A 16,682-nucleotide genomic window follows, 5' to 3' on the forward strand; every position below is an offset into this window, starting at 1 on the left:
CGCGATAGGACCTGTGAAGGCGTCCCGCATTCCGCAGCGGGACTTTCACTTTCGCGAGTGGGACAGATGGCCAAGCCCTGGATCCATCCCGCCGACTACGATCACGCGCTGCGGCCGGTGGTCGCCACCGGCAACGAATACCCGCCGTCGTTCGAGCTGGACTGGCACCAGCACGGGCGCGGCCAGCTGCTCTACGCCGCCGCCGGCGTCGCCGTGGTCAGCACCCCGCACGGCGCCTGGATCGCGCCGCCGGAGCGCGCGGTGTGGACGCCGGCGGGCACGCCGCATTCGGTGCGGATGGTCGGGGCGGTCAGCACCCGCAGCGTGCTGCTGAATGATCGGGCCTCGGCCGTGCTGGGCGATCGCGGACGGGTGATCGGCGTCGCGCCGCTGCTGCGCCACCTGCTGATCGCCGCCTGCGACATCGCCGTGGACTATGACGAGGCCGGCCGCGACGGGATGGTCATGGACCTGCTGCTGGCCGAGCTGGCGCGGGCGCCGGTGATCCCGCTGGCCGTGCCCTTCCCCGCCGCCCCGGCCCTGGCCCGCCGCTGCCACGCCTTCCTCGAACGTCCGACGCCGCACGAGACCATCGACGACTGGTGCGGCGAGCTGGGCCTGGGCCGCCGGGCCTTCACCCGCGCCTTTCGCCGCGAGACGGGCATGAGCTTCGGCGCCTGGCGGCAGCAGGCCCTGCTGCTGGCCGCCCTGCCGCGTCTGGCGGCCGGCGAGCCGGTGACGACCATCGCGCTCGACCTCGGCTATGACAGCCCGGCGGCCTTCTCGACCATGTTCAAGCGCCTGCTGGGCATTCCGCCCAACCGCTACAAGCCCGGCGTCGCCACCCCAGGTTTCGATTGACCCGGCGGGCGCCGTGCGACAGCCATGCGGCGCTGCAGACAGAGACCGACGATCCGTGAGCCAAGCCCTGAAGAACCTGACCGTCGAGGAAGCCCGGAGCCGCATGCTGGACGGCGCCGTGCGCCTGGGCGTCGAGACCGTCGCCCTGCCCGATGCGATCGGCCGGGTGCTGGCGGCGCGGATCGTCGCCGACCGCCATCAACCGCCTTTCGACGCCTCGGCCATGGACGGCTGGGCGATCCGCCGGGCCGACTACGGCGTCGTCGACGCGTTCGCGATCGTCGGCGAGAGCGCGGCCGGCCGGGCCTATGCGGCGGCCCTGGAAGCCGGCCAGGCGGTGCGGATCTTCACCGGCGCGCCCGTGCCGGCCGGGGCCGACCTCGTCGTCATCCAGGAAGAGGCGGCCCGAGAGGGCGACATCGTGCGCTTCACGGCCGGCGATGATCCCAAGTCCAACATCCGCCCGGCCGGCGGCGACTTCCGGTCCGGCGACCGCCTGCTGGAGGCCGGGGCGCGGATCGATCCCTGGCGGCTGTCGCTGGCCGCCGCAGCCGGACGCGACCGGCTGGAGGTCGCCCGTCGGCCGAAGGTGGCGATCCTGGCCACCGGCGACGAACTGGTTCCGCCGGGCGGCGCGCCCGCCCCCGACCAGATCTTCGAGTCCGGCTCGTTCAGCCTGGCGGCGCTGATCACGGCCTGGGGCGGCGAGGCGGTGAAGCTGGCCCCCGCCGCCGATTCCGTCGAGGCGATCGCCGACGCCGTGCGCGGCGCGGCCGTCGACCTGGTGGTGACCATCGGCGGCGCCTCGGTGGGCGACTACGACCTGGTCAAGCCAGCGATGACGCAGTTGGGCCTGGACCTGCGGGTGCAGACCATCGCCGTGCGTCCGGGCAAGCCGACTTGGTTCGGCTTTCTCGCGGATGGCCGCCGGGTGCTGGGGCTGCCGGGCAATCCGGCCTCGGCCCTGGTCTGCGCCGAACTGTTCCTGCGCCCCCTGCTGGCGGCCCTGGCAGGCGCCGACGCCGCCCTGCCCTTCACGCTCGCCCGCCTGGCAGCGCCCCTGCCCGCCAACGGCCCACGCGAGCACTGGATGCGGGCCGCCCGCGCCGTCGACGCCGAGGGTCGGCTGGTGGTCACGCCCTTTCCCGACCAGGACTCGTCGCTGGTGGGCGTCTTCGCCCGGGCCGACGCCTTGCTGAGGCGCCCGGCCGGGTCCCCGCCGGCCGCCGCCGGCGACCTGGTGACCGTCCTGCCGCTCGCCCGCGCCTGAATCGACCCTGAATCGGCGACGAGGCGCGATGAGCGTGCTAAGCCGCACAGGTTGAACAGTTCCGACGCGTAGGGAGTTCGGGCATCGATGGGTCGCGCCGGCAAGATCGCAGCGCACGTGTTACTGGCCTTCCTGGCCCTGCTGATCGGACAGGTCCTGGCCGCGGGCCTCGACACCGACCGGCCCGGCCTGCTGGCCCACGCCGGCCTCTACGCCCTGTCGGCCCTGCTGGTGGAGCTGCTGTTCCAGCTGGAGCGCTCGCCCTGGCGCTTCGTGGCCGCCGCCGACCACCTGCGGATCGCCCGCTCGTCGGCGCTGACGGCCCTGACCTTCTCGCTGCTGGCGCACATCCTCCTGCCCAAGCTCGACGGCGGCGGTCGCACCATTCTGGCGGCCCTGGTCGTGCAGATCGGCCTGCTGGCCGCCCTGCGCGTGGGACGCCGCGCCCTGCACGACGGCGTGCTGGCCGACGCCCTGCTGCGCCTGCGCCCCGCGCCGGCCTCGCCCGGCCTGCCCCGCCTGCTGATCGTCGGCCAGGCGGCCGAGGCCGAAGCCTTCCTGCGCGCCCCCGACGGCCTGGCCCAGCGCTACGCCGTGGTCGGGGTGCTGACCCCCGAGGCCCGCGAGACCGGCGACGAGATCCGCGGGGTCTGCGTGCTGGGCGCGATCGGCCAGTTCGACCGGGTGATGCGCCAGCTGCGCGACGGCGGCCTGTCGCCGGCCGCGGTGCTGTTCCTGGCCGAAGCCCCGCTGGGCGCCTTCGGGGCCGAACGCCTGGGCCAGTTGAAGAGCCAGGGCGTGCGCCTGCTGCGCCGACAGGGCGTGGTCGAGATGGGCGACGGCCCCACCAACGGCGCCCTGCGCGAGATCAGCCTGGAAGAACTGCTCAGCCGTCCGCCGGTGCGGCTCGATCCCGCGCCGGTGCAGGCCCTGGTCAGCGGCCGGCGGGTGCTGGTCACCGGCGCCGGCGGCAGCATCGGCTCGGAGCTGTGCCGCCAGATCGCCGCCAGCGGGGCGGCCCACCTGACCCTGGTCGACGCCTCGGAGGCCAACCTCTTCCTGATCGACCGCGAACTGGCCGAGGCCTGGCCGCAGTTGCCGCGCCGCGAAGCCCTGTGCGACGTGCGCGACGCCGATCGCGTCTCGCGGCTGATGGCGTCCGAGCAGCCCGACATCGTCTTCCACGCCGCCGCCCTCAAGCACGTGCCGATGGTCGAGAGCCATCCGTGCGAGGGCGTGCGCACCAACGTGCTGGGCACCCGCAACGTCGCGGTCGCGGCCAAGGCCGCCGGCGCGTCCCACTTCGCCCTGATCTCGACCGACAAGGCCGTGGCCCCGGCCAGCGTCATGGGCGCCACCAAGCGCGCGGCCGAGGCGCTGGCCCGCCAGTTCGGCGGCGGCGGCAAGATGCGGGTCGGCGTCGTGCGGTTCGGCAACGTGCTGGGCTCGGCCGGGTCGGTGGTGCCGGTGTTCCGCCACCAGATCGCCCGCGGCGGGCCGGTGACCCTGACCGACGCCGAGGTCGAACGCTATTTCATGACCATTCCCGAGGCGGTGTCGCTGGTGCTGCGGGCCGTCGCCCAGTCGGCCGCCGAGAGCGCCCCGCCGGCCGGGGTGCTGACCCTGGAGATGGGCGAGCCGGTGAAGATCATCGACCTGGCCCGCCGGATGATCGAGCTGCAGGGCCTGGTTCCCGACAAGGACATCGAGATCCGCATCACCGGCCTGCGCCCCGGCGAGAAGCTCACCGAGGCCCTGGTCGACGTCAACGAGACCGCCGCCCCGAAAACCGACGGCGTGATCGAGGCGACGCCGCTCGTCCCGCCGCCGCGCATCGAGGACGCCGTGCTGGCGAACCTGGAAGCCTCGGCTCTGGCCGGCGACGAGTTCGGCGTGCGGACGCAGCTGTTCGCGCTGGTCGAGCGCCTGCGGGCGACGACGGTGGAGACGGCGAAGGTTTAGGGCTAAGGAACCTCCCCCTGTGGGGGAGGTGATCGCGAAGCGATCGGTGGGGGGAGTGGCTGGGACCTTCCAGCGTCCCGACCGCTGAAACCATCCCCCCACCGGCCTTCGGCCGCCTCCCCCACGGGGGGAGGTTCCTTTTAGATCAGTGAAAATCCCGGCTCCGCAGCAGTCGCCCGGACACCTTCTGCCTTACGCGCGGCGCCGGCGCGCCGGGTTCGTCGCGCAGGGTCGAGAGTTCGGCCGAGAGGTCGGTGAAGCCTTCGGCGACGATGTGGATGACGCCCTCGGCCGCCTGCACCCGGCCGTGCACGACCAGGAACGAGGCGGTCATCACCACGTTGCGGTCGGCCTCGAAGCGGTCCTTCCAGACGACGGCGTTGGCGACGCCCGTCTCGTCCTCCAGGGTCACGAACACCACGCCCTTGGCCGTGCCCGGCCGCTGGCGGATCAGGACGAGGCCGCCGACCGACACCTTCTGGCCGTTGCGGAATTTCGGCAGCTGGTCGGCGGTGACCGCGCCCAGCTTCGTCAGCATCGGCCGGTAGAAGCCGCACGGGTGGGCCTTCAGGGACAGGCTGGTGGTGCGGTAGTCCTCGGCCACCTCCTGCGGCTTGCCCATGGCCGGCAGCGACACCTGGTCCTCGAACAGCGGCAGGCCGGCCAGAAGCGGGGCCTGGACCGGCGCCTTGTGCTCGCCCTTCAGCCCCTTGACCGCCCACAGGGCGTCACGGCGCGCGAGCCCCGTGGAGGCGAAGGCGTCGGCCTCGGCCAGCAGCTCCAGCGCCCGCTGCGGCACGCCGCCCTGCGCGAACTCCGCCGGCGTGCGGGCGCCCTCGTCGCGGGCCTTCATCAGGGCCTTGGCGTCGATCTCCTTCAGGCCCTTGATCTGGCGCAGGCCCAGACGCAGCGCCTTCCAGCGGGGGCGGGTTTTCTCGCAGGACACTTTCCGCGGATCTCCCTTCCCCCTTGATGGGGGAAGGGTCGGGGATGGGGGTGACTGCGGCGCCGGCCGCGCCAGAAACGCTTCGCGTTCACCCCCATCCGACCCGCTTCGCGGGCCACCTTCCCCCATCAAGGGGGAAGGGCGCGGTTCTAATGTGCAGTCCCAGTCGCTGCGCATGACGTCCGGCGGCCGAACCTCGACCCCATGCTCGCGCGCGTCGCGCACCAGCTGGGATGGCTGGTAGAAACCCATCGGCTGGGAATTGATCAGGGCGGCGCAGAACACGTCCGGCCAGGCCCATTTGATCCAGGCCGAGACGTAGACCAGCTTGGCGAAGCTGGCCGCGTGGCTTTCCGGAAAGCCATAGTGGCCGAAGCCCTCGATCTGCTTGAAGCAGCGCTCGGCGAAGTCGCGCTGATAGCCACGCCGCACCATGCCCTCGACGAACTTTTCACGGTATTCGGCCGGCGTGCCGAGGTTGCGGAAGGTGGCCATGGCCTTGCGCAGGCCGTCGGCCTCGTCGGGCGTGAACTTGGCCGCCTCGATGGCCAGGCTCATGGCCTGCTCCTGGAACAGCGGCACGCCATAGGTGTTGCCGAGGATCTCCTCCAGTTCGTTTGCCGGGCCGTGTTCAGGCGAGGGCTTGGGCCAATCCACCTCCTCGATCTTGTTTCGCCGCTTCAGATAGGGATGGACCATGTCGCCCTGGATCGGCCCAGGCCGGACGATCGCCACCTCGATGACCAGGTCGTAGAACCGGCGCGGCTTCAGGCGCGGCAGCATCGACATCTGCGCCCGGCTCTCGACCTGGAAGACGCCGATGCTGTCGGCCACGCAGAGCATGTCGTAGACGCCGGCCACCTCCTTGGGCACGTCGGCCAGGTCGACGATCGGCTCGCCGTGATCGGCCCGCAGCATGCCGAAGGCCCGCTGGATCGCCGTCAGCATGCCCAGGGCCAGCACGTCGACCTTCATCAGGCCGAGGCTGTCGATGTCGTCCTTGTCCCACTCGATGAAGGTGCGGTCCTTCATGGCGGCGTTGCCGATCGGCACGGTCTCGTCGAGCCGCCGCTTGGTCAGGACGAAGCCGCCGACGTGCTGCGACAGGTGGCGGGGAAAGCCCATCAGTTCGGTGGCCAGGGCCACGGCGCGGGCGATCTCCGGGGCCTTGGGATCGAGGCCCGCGTTGGTCAGGTGTTCCTCGGGCAAGCCGTCGCCCCAGCTGCCCCAGACCGTGCCCGCCAGCAGCGAGGTGACGTCCTCGGTCAGGCCCAGGGCCTTGCCGACGTCGCGGATGGCGCTGCGCGGACGGTAGTGGATCACCGTGCCGCAGATGGCCGCATATTCCCGGCCATAGCGCTTGTAGACGTACTGCATCACCTCCTCGCGCCGCTCGTGCTCGAAGTCGACGTCGATGTCGGGCGGCTCGCCGCGGTTCTCGGAGATGAAGCGGGTGAACAGCAGGCGGTGTTCGGTGGGGTCGATGGCCGTCACCCCCAGGCAGTAGCAGACCGAGGAATTGGCGGCCGAGCCGCGCCCCTGGCACAGGATCCCCATCGACCGCGCCTCGCGCACGATGTCGTGCACGGTGATGAAGTAGTTGGGGTAGTCCATCTTGGCGATCAGCCGCAGCTCTTCGGTCAGCTGGGCCTGGACCTTCGGCGGCACGCCGCCGGGATAGCGCCAGGCCGCGCCCTGCCAGGTCAGGTCGGTCAGGTGCTGCATGGAGGTCTTGCCGGGCGGCACCGGTTCGTCGGGGTATTCTTCCTTGAGGTCGTCGAGGTCGAAGCCGATGCGCGCGACGATCTCGACGGTGCGGGCGATCGCCCTGGGCCAGCGCTCGAAAAGCCGCGCCATCTCGGCCGGGGTCTTGATGTGACGCTCGGCGTTGGCCTGCAGCCGGAAGCCGGCTTCCTGGATCGTGCAATGCTCGCGCACGCAGGTGATGACGTCCTGCAGCGGCCGCCGCTCGGGGCCGTGGTAGAGCACGTCGTTGGTGGCCACCATCGGCGCGCCGGCCGCTTCGCCCATGGCGTCCAGACGGGCCAGGCGCTTGAGGTCCTGGGCGGCGTAGGCGCGGCTGGCGGCCAGCCAGACACGGCCTCTCAGCGCGGCGGCGATGCGATGCAGGTCGGCCTCGAAGGCGGCGTCCAGCTTCTCCGGCGGCACGACCAGCACCAGCTGCCCCTCGGCGTGCGCGGCGAAGTCGGCCCAGGACAGGATGCACTCGCCCTTCCCCGCCCGCCGCTGGCCGAGCGTCAGCAGCCGGGTCAGCCGGGCGAAGGCCTCGCGGTCGGACGGGTAGCAGAGCAGGCTCGGCGTGCCGTCGGCGAATTCCAGCCGGCAGCCGGCCAGGGCCCGGACCTTCAGCTTCTTGGCCGCCGTCCAGGCGCGCACCACGCCCGCCAGGCTGTTGCGGTCGACCACCCCCACGGCGGTCAGGCCCAGGGCCTCGGCGGTCAGCATCAGCTCCTCGGCGCGGGAGGCCCCGTGCAGGAAGGAGAAGTTGGTGGTGGTCTGGAGCTCGGCGTAGGCGGTCATGGGGCGCAGGCCCCCTCCGGCCCTCCGGGCCACCTCCCCCAGAGGGGGAGGATCTGGTCAGCGCGGCGCAGATGCTCCCCCTCTGGGGGAGCTGTAGCGGAGCGACTGTGGGGGTGCTCACCCAAACAGGCCATGCAGCCACCATTTCGGCATGTCGCCGTCGCCATAGAGCCCCTGGCGGTAGATCCAGAACCGGCCGCCGGCCTCGTCCTCCACCCGGTAGTAGTCGCGGATCCTGCCCGGCCCCGCGGCGTCGAAGTCGCCGCGCCACCATTCCTGGCCGATGCGCTCGGGGCCTTCGGCGGCGCGCACGCGGTGCGGACGGCCGCGCCAGGTGAAGCGCAGGGGCGGGTCGTCGGGCAGCTTGGCGATCACCTCGATCGGTTCGGGCCGGCGGAAGAGGCGCGTCGGGCGCGGCAGGTCGGGGTTCCACGGCCGGGCTGCCGCCGCAGGAGCCAGGGGCGCGGCGCGGGCGACGGCGCGTTCGGGCACGTGGCTTTCGACCGGATCGGGCCGCCAGACCCGCCCTTCGCCCAGGCGGTTGACCAGGCGATCGACCAGCGGCGCCAGGGCCTCGGCCGCGTCGAGCTCGGCGTCGATGCGCGACTGCCCCTGGGCCAGGGCCTCGACGGCGAAGGCGTGGACGGTGATCACGTCGATGCCGAAGCCCGGATCGACCCGGTCGAGCTTGGGGGCGACCAGCTTGGCCAGCCGCCTGGCGTCGCGGCCAGGACGCGCCAAGCCCACCGGCACGGGAAAGGCCTTGCCGTCCAGGCGGTGGAACACGACCTCGAAGCGCTTGGCCCCGCGCCCCTCGCCCTCCAGCCGCTTGCAGATCAGGGCCAGTACGTCGGCGGCGACGCGGGCCAGGTCGTCGGGCGCGCTGATCGGCTCGAAGAAGGCCAGGCGTTCGAACCACGGGCTGGCCGGACGCCGGAAAACGAGGGCCTCGCCCGCCGCGCCCAGGGCCTGGTCGAGGCGCTGGGTGAAGGCCAGGCCGAAGCGCTTGGCCATCTGGGCGCGCGGCAGGCCGTAGAGCTGGCCGACACGGTGCAGGCCAAGGCGCGGCAACTGGGCCTGCGCGGCCTCGTCCAGCCGCAGGGCGGCCACCGGCAGGCGAGCCAGCGCCTCAGCCTGGCCGCCGGGCGGGACCACCGCCTCGCCTTGGCCATGGCGGGCCTCTCCATAGCGGGCCAGGGCCCAGGCCGCGCCGGCGGTGTCGGCGATCGCCGCGCGGGCCGGCACGCCCCAGCGGGCGAGGCGATCGAGCAGGTCGGCCAGCATGGCGCCCTCCCCGCCCCACAGGTGGTCGGTCCCGGTGATGTCGAGCAGCAGGCCGTCGTCGCCGTCGACCGCCACGGCCGGCGAGAAGCGAACGCACCAGTCGCAGAGGCTCTCCAGCGCCCGGCGGTCGGCCTCCGGGTCGTGGTCGGCGGTCTCCAGATGCGGAACCAGGGCCAGGGCGTCGGCGGCCTTCTGGCCGGCGGAGAGGCCCAGGGCCTGAGCGGCGTCGTTGATGGCGGCGAGGCGGCGGGTTCCGCGTTCGGAGACCAGCAGGGCGAAAGGGGGATCCTGTGGCGGTGAAGACCCCCTCCGGCCCTCCGGGCCACCTCCCCCAGGGGGGGAGGATCTTGGTCCGCGCTCGTTAGATGCTCCCCCTCTGGGGGAGCTGTCGGCGAAGCCGACTGAGGGGGCCTCCCCCTCACCCAGCTCTGAGAAGGCGTTCGGGTGGTGTCTCAGCCAGGTCGTGATCGGCCAGTTCGGACACCACACGGAAAGGATGCGGGCCATGGTCGGCCTCCGAATGTTCCAGGATCCACGCCCCCGGGCGTCCGCCCCGGCAGCGTTCCAGCGTCACGCGCCAGGCGGGCGGGCCAAGGCCCAGCCCATCAGGCGGCGCTCTCCCCGGCGATGGACCCACCCGCCAGCGGCTGAAGGCGGCCGAGCCGGTCGCGCCCTTGGCCGGTCCGCCATAGGGCCGGCGGTGCAGGACGAGGCCAAAGCCTCCCGCCCGCTCGCAAGCCAGTTGCAGCCGGCGACCGGCGACGAGGTCAGGCGCCTCGGCCTCGCCAATGGCGACGGCGACGCCCGGGGTGGCCAGGGCGTCCTCCAGCACCGAGAGCCCCTCGGCCTCGTCGCGGACCCGCACCAGCACCAGCCGCTCGACCGGAAAGCCCAGGTTCACCAGGCCCGGCACATAGAGGTCCGACCGCCGCAGCACCCAGACCACCGCCCCCTTGGCGGCCCGGGGCCGGGCCAGGAGCGCCGCGAAGGCCGCCGTGGCCGCCCCGCTCTCGCCCTCCAGGCCTTCGCCGACCACTTCGTGCCAGCCGCTCCTCGGCAGCCCCCCGCCGGGCAGATGGCCGTCGATGCGCGGATCGCCGAACGGCAGGACCGGAGTCGGAGTCCGAGTCCCCGCCTGAATGGCGGCGATCCGACCTCTGAGGGCCTCGATACGCGCCTCGCGCGAGCCAGGCATGGCGACCTCCGTTCCCATTTTGTTCTGATCTTTTGGGAGCCCTGAGTCAAGGCGCGGGGATGCGGCGGGATGTCTCGCGAGGGGCCTAGACCGGCTCCGCCCGCCGCCCCGCCAGGGCGCTGACCAGGGCCTCGGGCGCGGCCGGCTTGTGCAGCACGGGGCCGTCGTCGAGGCCGGGCTCCTGGTAGCCGGTCAAATAGACGAAGGGGATGTCCCGTTCGCTGAGGGCCTTGGCCACCGGCGTGACCATGCGGCCGCCGAGATTGACGTCGAGCACGGCCCTGTCGATCAGGCTGTTCTCGATCAGCTCCAGCGCCTCGTCGATGTCGCCGGCCGGGCCGACCACATGGGCACCGGCCAGGGCCAGGACCCGGGCCAGTTCCATGGCCACCAGGGCCTCGTCCTCGACCACCAGCACGCGCTGGTTTTGCAGACCGCCCTCCGACGCGGGCGACGGGGCGGCGGCGGAGCGTTCGAGACCGGCCGCCGCGGGCAAGGCGCCGCGCGTCAGCTCGAGCCGGCAATGCAGGCCCTCGGTCCGCCAGTCGTGCGAGACCCTGGCGCCCAGTTGCTTGCCGGCGTTCTGGATCAGGGTGGAGCCGAAGCCCCGGCGAACCGGCGCGACCGCCGGCGGCCCGCCGGTCTCGCACCAGTCGAGAACGAGGATCCCCGCCACCCAGTCCCAGCGCACCTCCAGCGTTCCACCGGGCGCCGAAAGAGCCCCGTACTTGCTGGCGTTGGTGGCCAGTTCGTGCACGACCAGGCCCAGCGACTGGGCGGCCTCGGCCCGGATCAGCACCGGCGGTCCGGAAAGGACGACGCGGGCCTCGTGCTCGAAGCCGTAGGCCTCCAGCTCCTGCTCCAGCAGCGCCCGCAGGTCGGCGCCGGTCCAGCGGGTGGTCGACAGCAGGCTGTGCGAGCGGGCCAGGGAGCCGATGCGGCCGCTGAGGGCGGTGACATACTGGCGCTTGTCCACGAAGGGGGTCAGCTGGACCAGCGACTGCACCACCGCCAGCACGTTCTTGGCCCGGTGATCGACCTCGCGGATCAGCAGACGCTCGGTCTCCTCGGCCTGGCGCAAGGCCGCCTCGCCCCGGGCGCGGGCGCTGGAGGCCCAGATCAGCTCGCCGACGTCGCCGACGAAGGCCACCTCGTCGGCGTTCCAGGTGCGGGGGTGTTCCTGGCAGACGAAGAGATAGGAAACCAGCCGCCCGGCCTTGATCAGCGGCACGGCCACGAAGCCCAGGATGTCGAGCGCGGCATAGGCCGGCAGGACGGCCGGGTGGCGGGTGCGAACATCCTCGCGGATATCGTCGATGACCACCTGCACCCCGGCCCGCAGGTCGTCGCTCATGGCCGGTCCGAAGTCGTCGAGCACGAACAGCGGCCCGACCAGGGGCTGCACGCCCTGCCCGCCCCATTCGCCGATGATCTGGGTGGAGACGGCGGCCAGATCGACCTCGGCGTAGCCGGCCCTCTGCACGCCCAGCTGAGCGGCCAGCACCTGGCAGGCGCGGTCGGCGATGGCGGAGACCTGCGTCTCCTCGCGCAGCTGGCGCCCCAGGTCGAGCATCAGCGCCCGGCGACGCTCGCGCACCAGCAGGCGGGCGAGCTCGGCCTCGGCCTTCTTGCGGGCGGAGATGTCGGTGACCAGCACATAGTAACCGAGCACGGCGCCGTCGGGGGTGATGTCGGGCACGTACTGCGCCTCGACATGGCGCACGCCCGCGCCCGCATAGGGCAGCTCGCCCTCGAAGGTCAGGCTGCGCCCTTCCAGGGCCGCGTCGACATGGCCGCGCACCCGCTCATAGGCGATCTCGCCCATCACCTCGACGAGAGAGCGGCCCTCGATGTCGGCGCGACGCACGCCGAACCAGGTCTCGTAGGCGCGGTTGACGAAGCGGTAGCGGCGGTCGGCGCCGACATAGCCGATCAGGATCGGGACCGCGTCGGCCATGGTCGCCGAAAAGGCGTCCCGACGGCCGGAGGCGGACAGCGAATGGGCGTCGTCGGTCATGAAGGGCGGCGCTCGTTTCGCGAAGGAGCGGAGGCTTGCACGCCCTCTCCCCCAGGTGGAGTGAGACAAACGGTCGCGCCCCCTCGACCTTTGTCGGACGCCTCTAATCCTCCCGTCGGAAGGTGACCACCAGCACGTCGCGGCGCGCCTCGCGTCCGGCTTCGAGGGGGCTGATCGCCGTAACCCCGTGCAGGACCCGATGGTCGTCGAGGAATACCGCGTCCCCCGGCTCCGTCAGGGTGAAGGAGCCCAGGGCGCGACCGTCCGGGGCGAAGATGTCGGTGACGCCGCTGGCCACATTGTGGCGCTCCACCAGCATGACGATCACCCAGTCGACGCCGTCGCGGTGCATGCCCTCGGGCGTCGGCTGGCCGGCCTCGCCGTCGTGGGCCTCGATGCGGAACTGGTGCAGTTCGACGTGCCAGGCCGCGGGCGGATCGGCGGTCAGGGGGTGGAAGAGCTCGAAGCCGGCCCTGAGCACGGCCGTGGTCACGGGGTGTTCGGCGATGGTCTGGGTCACCGGCTCGAACCACCGCTGCACGCCGCCGTTCAGGGTGTTGTAGTCGCGGCTCTGGTAGTGCGGCTGGTGCGGCTTGCGGGCGATCACGCCGTCGGCCGAGGCGGCGAAGGCCGCGAACCGCCGGCGGCGATAGCGCCCGCCGTCGGCCATGAAGCCATCGACGCCCAGGTCGTTCCAGCTGTCGGCGAACACGTCCCAGTCGGGCAGTCCGCCCAGGAGGTCGCGGGTCTGCGCGGCCGGCACGATGGCGAAGCCTTCAGCCTCGATCTGCTCGGGGATCGTGCTCACGCCGGGGCTCCCGGACGGAAGAAGAGACCCAGCTTAAGCGATCGGGCGATGCGCTCGGCCTTCTCGCCAATGATCGCCGCGCGCGGGGCGTCGAACAGCTCCACGCAGGTGGCGTGGAAGAGATTGAGCCAGGGGGTGAACATCCACTCCTGGAAGCCCTCGATCCGCTGGTGCACCGCCATGGGCGAGCCCTTGTAGCGGCCCGAGCCCTGCAGCACCGTCGCCCAGAAGTTCTTCAGCGTGGCCATGTGATGGGGCCAGGCGTCCTCGGCGATGACGTGGTTGAAGATCGGCCCCAGGCGCGGATGACGGCGGACCTTGGCGTAGAAGGTCTCGACCAGGGCGTCGATCTCGGCGTCGGTGAAGGCGGGCTGCGGGGCTTCGGACTCGGACATGGGGCCTAAATGGTCCCAAGCGGGCGGCCAGCCAAGCTAGGGATGATCACTTAGGGCTTCAAAGCGCTTCAGACACTCCAATCCGCGTTCCCCGCGAAGGCGGGGATCCAAGCTGACTCTGGGGGCGTGACGCGGCCGTGGATTACCCGCGGACTCGGCTTGGATCCCCGCCTGCGCGGGGATGCTCGGTATAGGGGGCGAGCCTGGGGCTTACGCCTTGCCCGTCACGCCCTGCTGGGGCGCGTTGCCCTGCAGGGACCAGTCGCCAGGCTTGGCTTCGACGCCGCGATCCAGGCGCAGGTTGTTCTGGACGTTGTCGACGCCCGAGACGCTTTCGGCCAGCAGTTCGGCCCGGCGCTTGTCGTCCCGGGCGTGGACCGTGCCGCTCAGCGTCACCTCGCCGTCCTTGACCGCGACCTCGATCGACGAGGCGTCCAGCCAGCCGTCGTCGGTCAGGCGGTCGCTGACGTCCTCGCGGATGCGTTCATCGGAGCGGCGATAGCCCTTGGGGCCGCGGCCGCGATGGTCGGCGCGCAGGGCCGCGTCGTGCTCGCGGCGGCGCTGGGCGTCGTGATCGCCCATCCAGGCCGAGACCTCGTCGCGGGCCCGGTCGAACCAGCCGCGATCGTCGTCGTAGCGGTCATGCGAATGACGGCCACGGGGTCCTTGCTCATGGCGCCCGGGCCCGTCCGTATAGTAGTTGCGCGCACGCTCGTGGCGGCGGTCGAAATAGGCGCGGTCGCCGTAGTCGGGCGCCTCGCCGCGATAACCGCCCCCGCCGTAGTCGGCCGTGGAGCCGCCGAAGTCGAAGCCGCCCACCTGGCCGTAGTCGCCCGGCGCGCGGTAGCCGCGGCCCGAGGCGTAGTCCGAGCCCGAGCGGATGGTCCCGTAGCCGATGTCGCCGCCCTGGCTGATGGCGCGGCGCAGTTCGGCCCGGCCAGACGAGCGGTGGCGGGGTTCGCCGTAGCTGCGCTGCTCACGGGCGGCGTAGCGGTCGCGCCAGTCGGGATCCTGAGCGTAGCGGTCCTGGCGGCGCCCATCGGCGCGCGAAGCGTCGTAGCCATAGCCGCGCTCGTCGTCGAAATCGCGTTCGCGGTCGATTTCGAAGCGGCCTTCACGGTCGTTCCAGCGGGACTCGGGCATGGGTGTTCTCCGTGGCTCTGTGTGGCGTGGGGACGCGTCGAGGCGATCCCCGCATCAGAACGGAGGGTCGTTGGGCCCGTTCCTAGTGCGACGCTTCTTTGATCCATGGCGACGCTAGCTGTGGATGGCAGGGGATAAGTCCAAAGCCGCTTGTGAGGTTGTCACCTCAGGAGGAGTGTCATCCCGCGCGCGCGACCTTATGTTGGGGCCATATCGCCATGCGCTTCGACGACCGCTTCCTTGAAGAACTGAAGTCCCGACTTCGCCCCTCCGACGTGGTCGGAAAGACGGTGAAGCTGCGGCGGCAGGGTCGCGAGTACGCGGGGCTGTCGCCCTTCACCAAGGAAAAGAGCCCGTCGTTCTTCGTCAACGACGACAAGGGCTTCTACCACTGCTTCTCCAGCGGCAAGCACGGCGACATCATCAGCTTCCTGCAGGAGACCGAGCGGCTGACCTTCAGCGAGGCGGTCGAGCGGCTGGCGGCCGAGGCCGGCATGAACCTGCCCGAACCCGACGCCCGCGCCGCCCAGGACGACCGCAAGCGCGCGGGGCTGGGCGACTGGATGGAGCTGGCGGCGGCCTGGTTCGAGGCCGAACTGCGTCGCCCCGTGGGCAAGGACGCCCGCGCCTATCTGGACCGCCGCGCCCTGCCCGAAGACCAGTGGAGCCGCTTCCGCATCGGCTTCGCCCCCAACGGCCGCACGGCGCTGAAGGACTATCTGATCGCCAAGGGCGCCAAGCCCGGCGACCTGGTGGAGGCCGGCCTGCTGATCGCGCCCGAGGACGGCGGCGCGCCCTACGACCGCTTCCGCGACCGGATCATCTTTCCGATCACCGACACCCGCGGCAAGGTCGTCTCGTTCGGCGGCCGGGCGATGGACCCCAACGCCCGCGCCAAATACCTGAACGGCCCGGAGACCAGCCTCTTCCACAAGAGCCGCGTGCTCTATGGCCTCTATGACGCCCGCAAGCTGCTGCACGCGGCCCAGGCGGCGGCGCCCACCGAGCAGACGCCGCTGCTGGTGGTCGAGGGCTATATGGACGTCGTGGCCTGCCAGCGGGCGAGCCTTGCGGCCGTGGCGGCCATGGGCACGGCCCTGACCGAGGAGCAGATGGAGGCGCTGTGGCGTCTGCATCCGGAGCCGACCCTGTGCTTCGACGGCGACAAGGCCGGCCAGCGGGCCGCCAGCCGGGCCATCGACCGCGCCCTTCCCCTGCTGAAGCCCGGCCGCTCGTTCCGCTTTTCGATCGTCAGCGGCGGCAAGGATCCCGACGACGTGCTGCGCGAGCAGGGGCCGGCGGCGCTGAAGGCCCAGGTCACCCAGACCACGCCCTTCGTCGAGGCGCTGTTCGTGCGCGAGCGCGACCTGGAGCCTCTCGATACGCCGGAACGCAAGGCGGGCCTCAAGCAGCGCCTGCGGGCGGCGGCGGGGACCATCGCCGACAAGGACCTGGCGTCGGCCTACAAGGACGACCTCTACGCCAAGCTCGACCTGCTGTTCCCCAAGCCGGCCTATGGCGGCGGCGGCGGCGGCCAGGGCGGTGATCGCCCGTTCACGCCGCGCAACGGCGGTGGCGGTGGAAACTGGCGCGGCCGTGATCGCGGTCCGCCGGATCCCGGCATCCGCGGCATCGCCCGAGAACAGATCGGCCGTCGGCTGAACCCCTTCCACGCGGCCGTGGCCATCGCCGCCGTCAATCATCCGGCCTGGGCGCGCCCCTATGACGAGGCGCTGGAGCGGATCGGTTTCGGCGAGGCGCGGCTGAAAGGCCTGGCCCACGAGATCTTCGAGGCGCTGATCGACGACATCGGCGACGAGACGCCCTTCCGCGACATCCTGGTGCGCAAGGGCCGCGCCGAGGAGCTGGCCGAGCTCGACCGCCTGGCCGCGACGCTGAACGCGCCGTTCCTCGACGCCAAGATGGAGCGCGAGCGGGCCCGCATCCTATGGGCGTCCTGCTACGAGGCCATCGTCGAGGTCGGCGACGCCGAACGGGCCCTGAGGGCCATGCGCGAGGAGCCCGTCACCGCCGCCAGCCTGACGGCCACCCGCGACCTGCGCGACCGCATCGCCGTCCTGGAACGCCAGATCAGCAACCTGGAATTCTGGCAGCCGGCGCACTGAAGAACCTCCCCCTATGGGGGAGGCGGCCGAAGGCCGGTGGGGGGACGTTTTCAGCCGCTTCGGCTGCGGACGGCTTGCAGTCACTCCCCCCACCGATCGCTTCGCGATCACCTCCCCCACAGGGGGAGGTTCCT

General features: G+C 71.8%; 11 protein-coding genes. 4 read left to right on the top strand and 7 right to left on the bottom strand.

All coding sequences use genetic code 11. From position 1 onward, the window contains the following. Positions 1 to 66 precede the first annotated feature (66 nt). The 3 genes from AC1RRS_RS24085 to AC1RRS_RS24095 all read left to right on the top strand — a co-directional run bounded on the left by AC1RRS_RS24085 (position 67) and on the right by AC1RRS_RS24095 (position 4,093). Positions 67 to 861 (top strand): AraC family transcriptional regulator, encoded by a 795-nt coding sequence (locus AC1RRS_RS24085; RefSeq protein WP_492857403.1) that lies wholly within the window; start codon positions 67 to 69, stop codon positions 859 to 861. Between the two features lie 55 nt (positions 862 to 916). Then, the gene (locus AC1RRS_RS24090) at positions 917 to 2,131 is read left to right on the top strand and encodes a molybdopterin molybdotransferase MoeA (RefSeq protein WP_492857404.1); all 1,215 of its coding nucleotides are present in this window, start codon (positions 917 to 919) and stop codon (positions 2,129 to 2,131) included. Between the two features lie 87 nt (positions 2,132 to 2,218). Then, positions 2,219 to 4,093: a polysaccharide biosynthesis protein gene (locus AC1RRS_RS24095; protein WP_492857405.1), complete on the top strand. Its 1,875-nt coding sequence runs from the start codon at positions 2,219 to 2,221 to the stop codon at positions 4,091 to 4,093. Positions 4,094 to 4,238: 145 nt separating this feature from the next. Here AC1RRS_RS24095 and AC1RRS_RS24100 read toward each other — a convergent pair whose 3' ends face one another. From AC1RRS_RS24100 to AC1RRS_RS24130, 7 genes are all read right to left on the bottom strand, one after another. Continuing rightward, positions 4,239 to 7,589 carry an error-prone DNA polymerase gene (locus AC1RRS_RS24100; RefSeq protein ID WP_492857420.1) on the bottom strand — a complete coding sequence of 1,117 codons (3,351 nt, stop codon included), beginning with the start codon at positions 7,587 to 7,589 and terminating at the stop codon, positions 4,239 to 4,241. A gap of 108 nt (positions 7,590 to 7,697) precedes the next feature. Further along, complete coding sequence (locus AC1RRS_RS24105) at positions 7,698 to 9,371, bottom strand: DUF6504 family protein (protein WP_492857406.1); 1,674 nt, start codon at positions 9,369 to 9,371, stop codon at positions 7,698 to 7,700. After that, positions 9,283 to 10,059, bottom strand: coding sequence for an ImuA family protein (locus AC1RRS_RS24110; protein ID WP_492857407.1), 777 nt, complete (start codon positions 10,057 to 10,059; stop codon positions 9,283 to 9,285). The genes AC1RRS_RS24105 and AC1RRS_RS24110 overlap by 89 nt, the downstream gene beginning before the upstream one ends. 85 nt (positions 10,060 to 10,144) lie before the next feature. Beyond that, positions 10,145 to 12,076 (bottom strand): HWE histidine kinase domain-containing protein, encoded by a 1,932-nt coding sequence (locus tag AC1RRS_RS24115; RefSeq protein ID WP_492857408.1) that lies wholly within the window; start codon positions 12,074 to 12,076, stop codon positions 10,145 to 10,147. A gap of 103 nt (positions 12,077 to 12,179) precedes the next feature. Beyond that, positions 12,180 to 12,884, bottom strand: coding sequence for a 2OG-Fe dioxygenase family protein (locus tag AC1RRS_RS24120; protein WP_492857409.1), 705 nt, complete (start codon positions 12,882 to 12,884; stop codon positions 12,180 to 12,182). Further along, complete coding sequence (locus tag AC1RRS_RS24125; RefSeq protein WP_492857410.1) at positions 12,881 to 13,279, bottom strand: group III truncated hemoglobin; 399 nt, start codon at positions 13,277 to 13,279, stop codon at positions 12,881 to 12,883. The genes AC1RRS_RS24120 and AC1RRS_RS24125 overlap by 4 nt, the downstream gene beginning before the upstream one ends. Positions 13,280 to 13,489: 210 nt before the next feature. Then, complete coding sequence (locus tag AC1RRS_RS24130; protein ID WP_492857411.1) at positions 13,490 to 14,422, bottom strand: BON domain-containing protein; 933 nt, start codon at positions 14,420 to 14,422, stop codon at positions 13,490 to 13,492. Between the two features lie 218 nt (positions 14,423 to 14,640). On the opposite strand from AC1RRS_RS24130, the gene dnaG reads away from it, so the two are divergent. Next, positions 14,641 to 16,548: a DNA primase gene (dnaG, locus tag AC1RRS_RS24135; RefSeq protein WP_492857412.1), complete on the top strand. Its 1,908-nt coding sequence runs from the start codon at positions 14,641 to 14,643 to the stop codon at positions 16,546 to 16,548. The last annotated feature ends 134 nt before the right edge of the window (positions 16,549 to 16,682 follow it).

Source organism: Caulobacter sp. GW821-FHT12A07 (genome assembly GCF_058807655.1).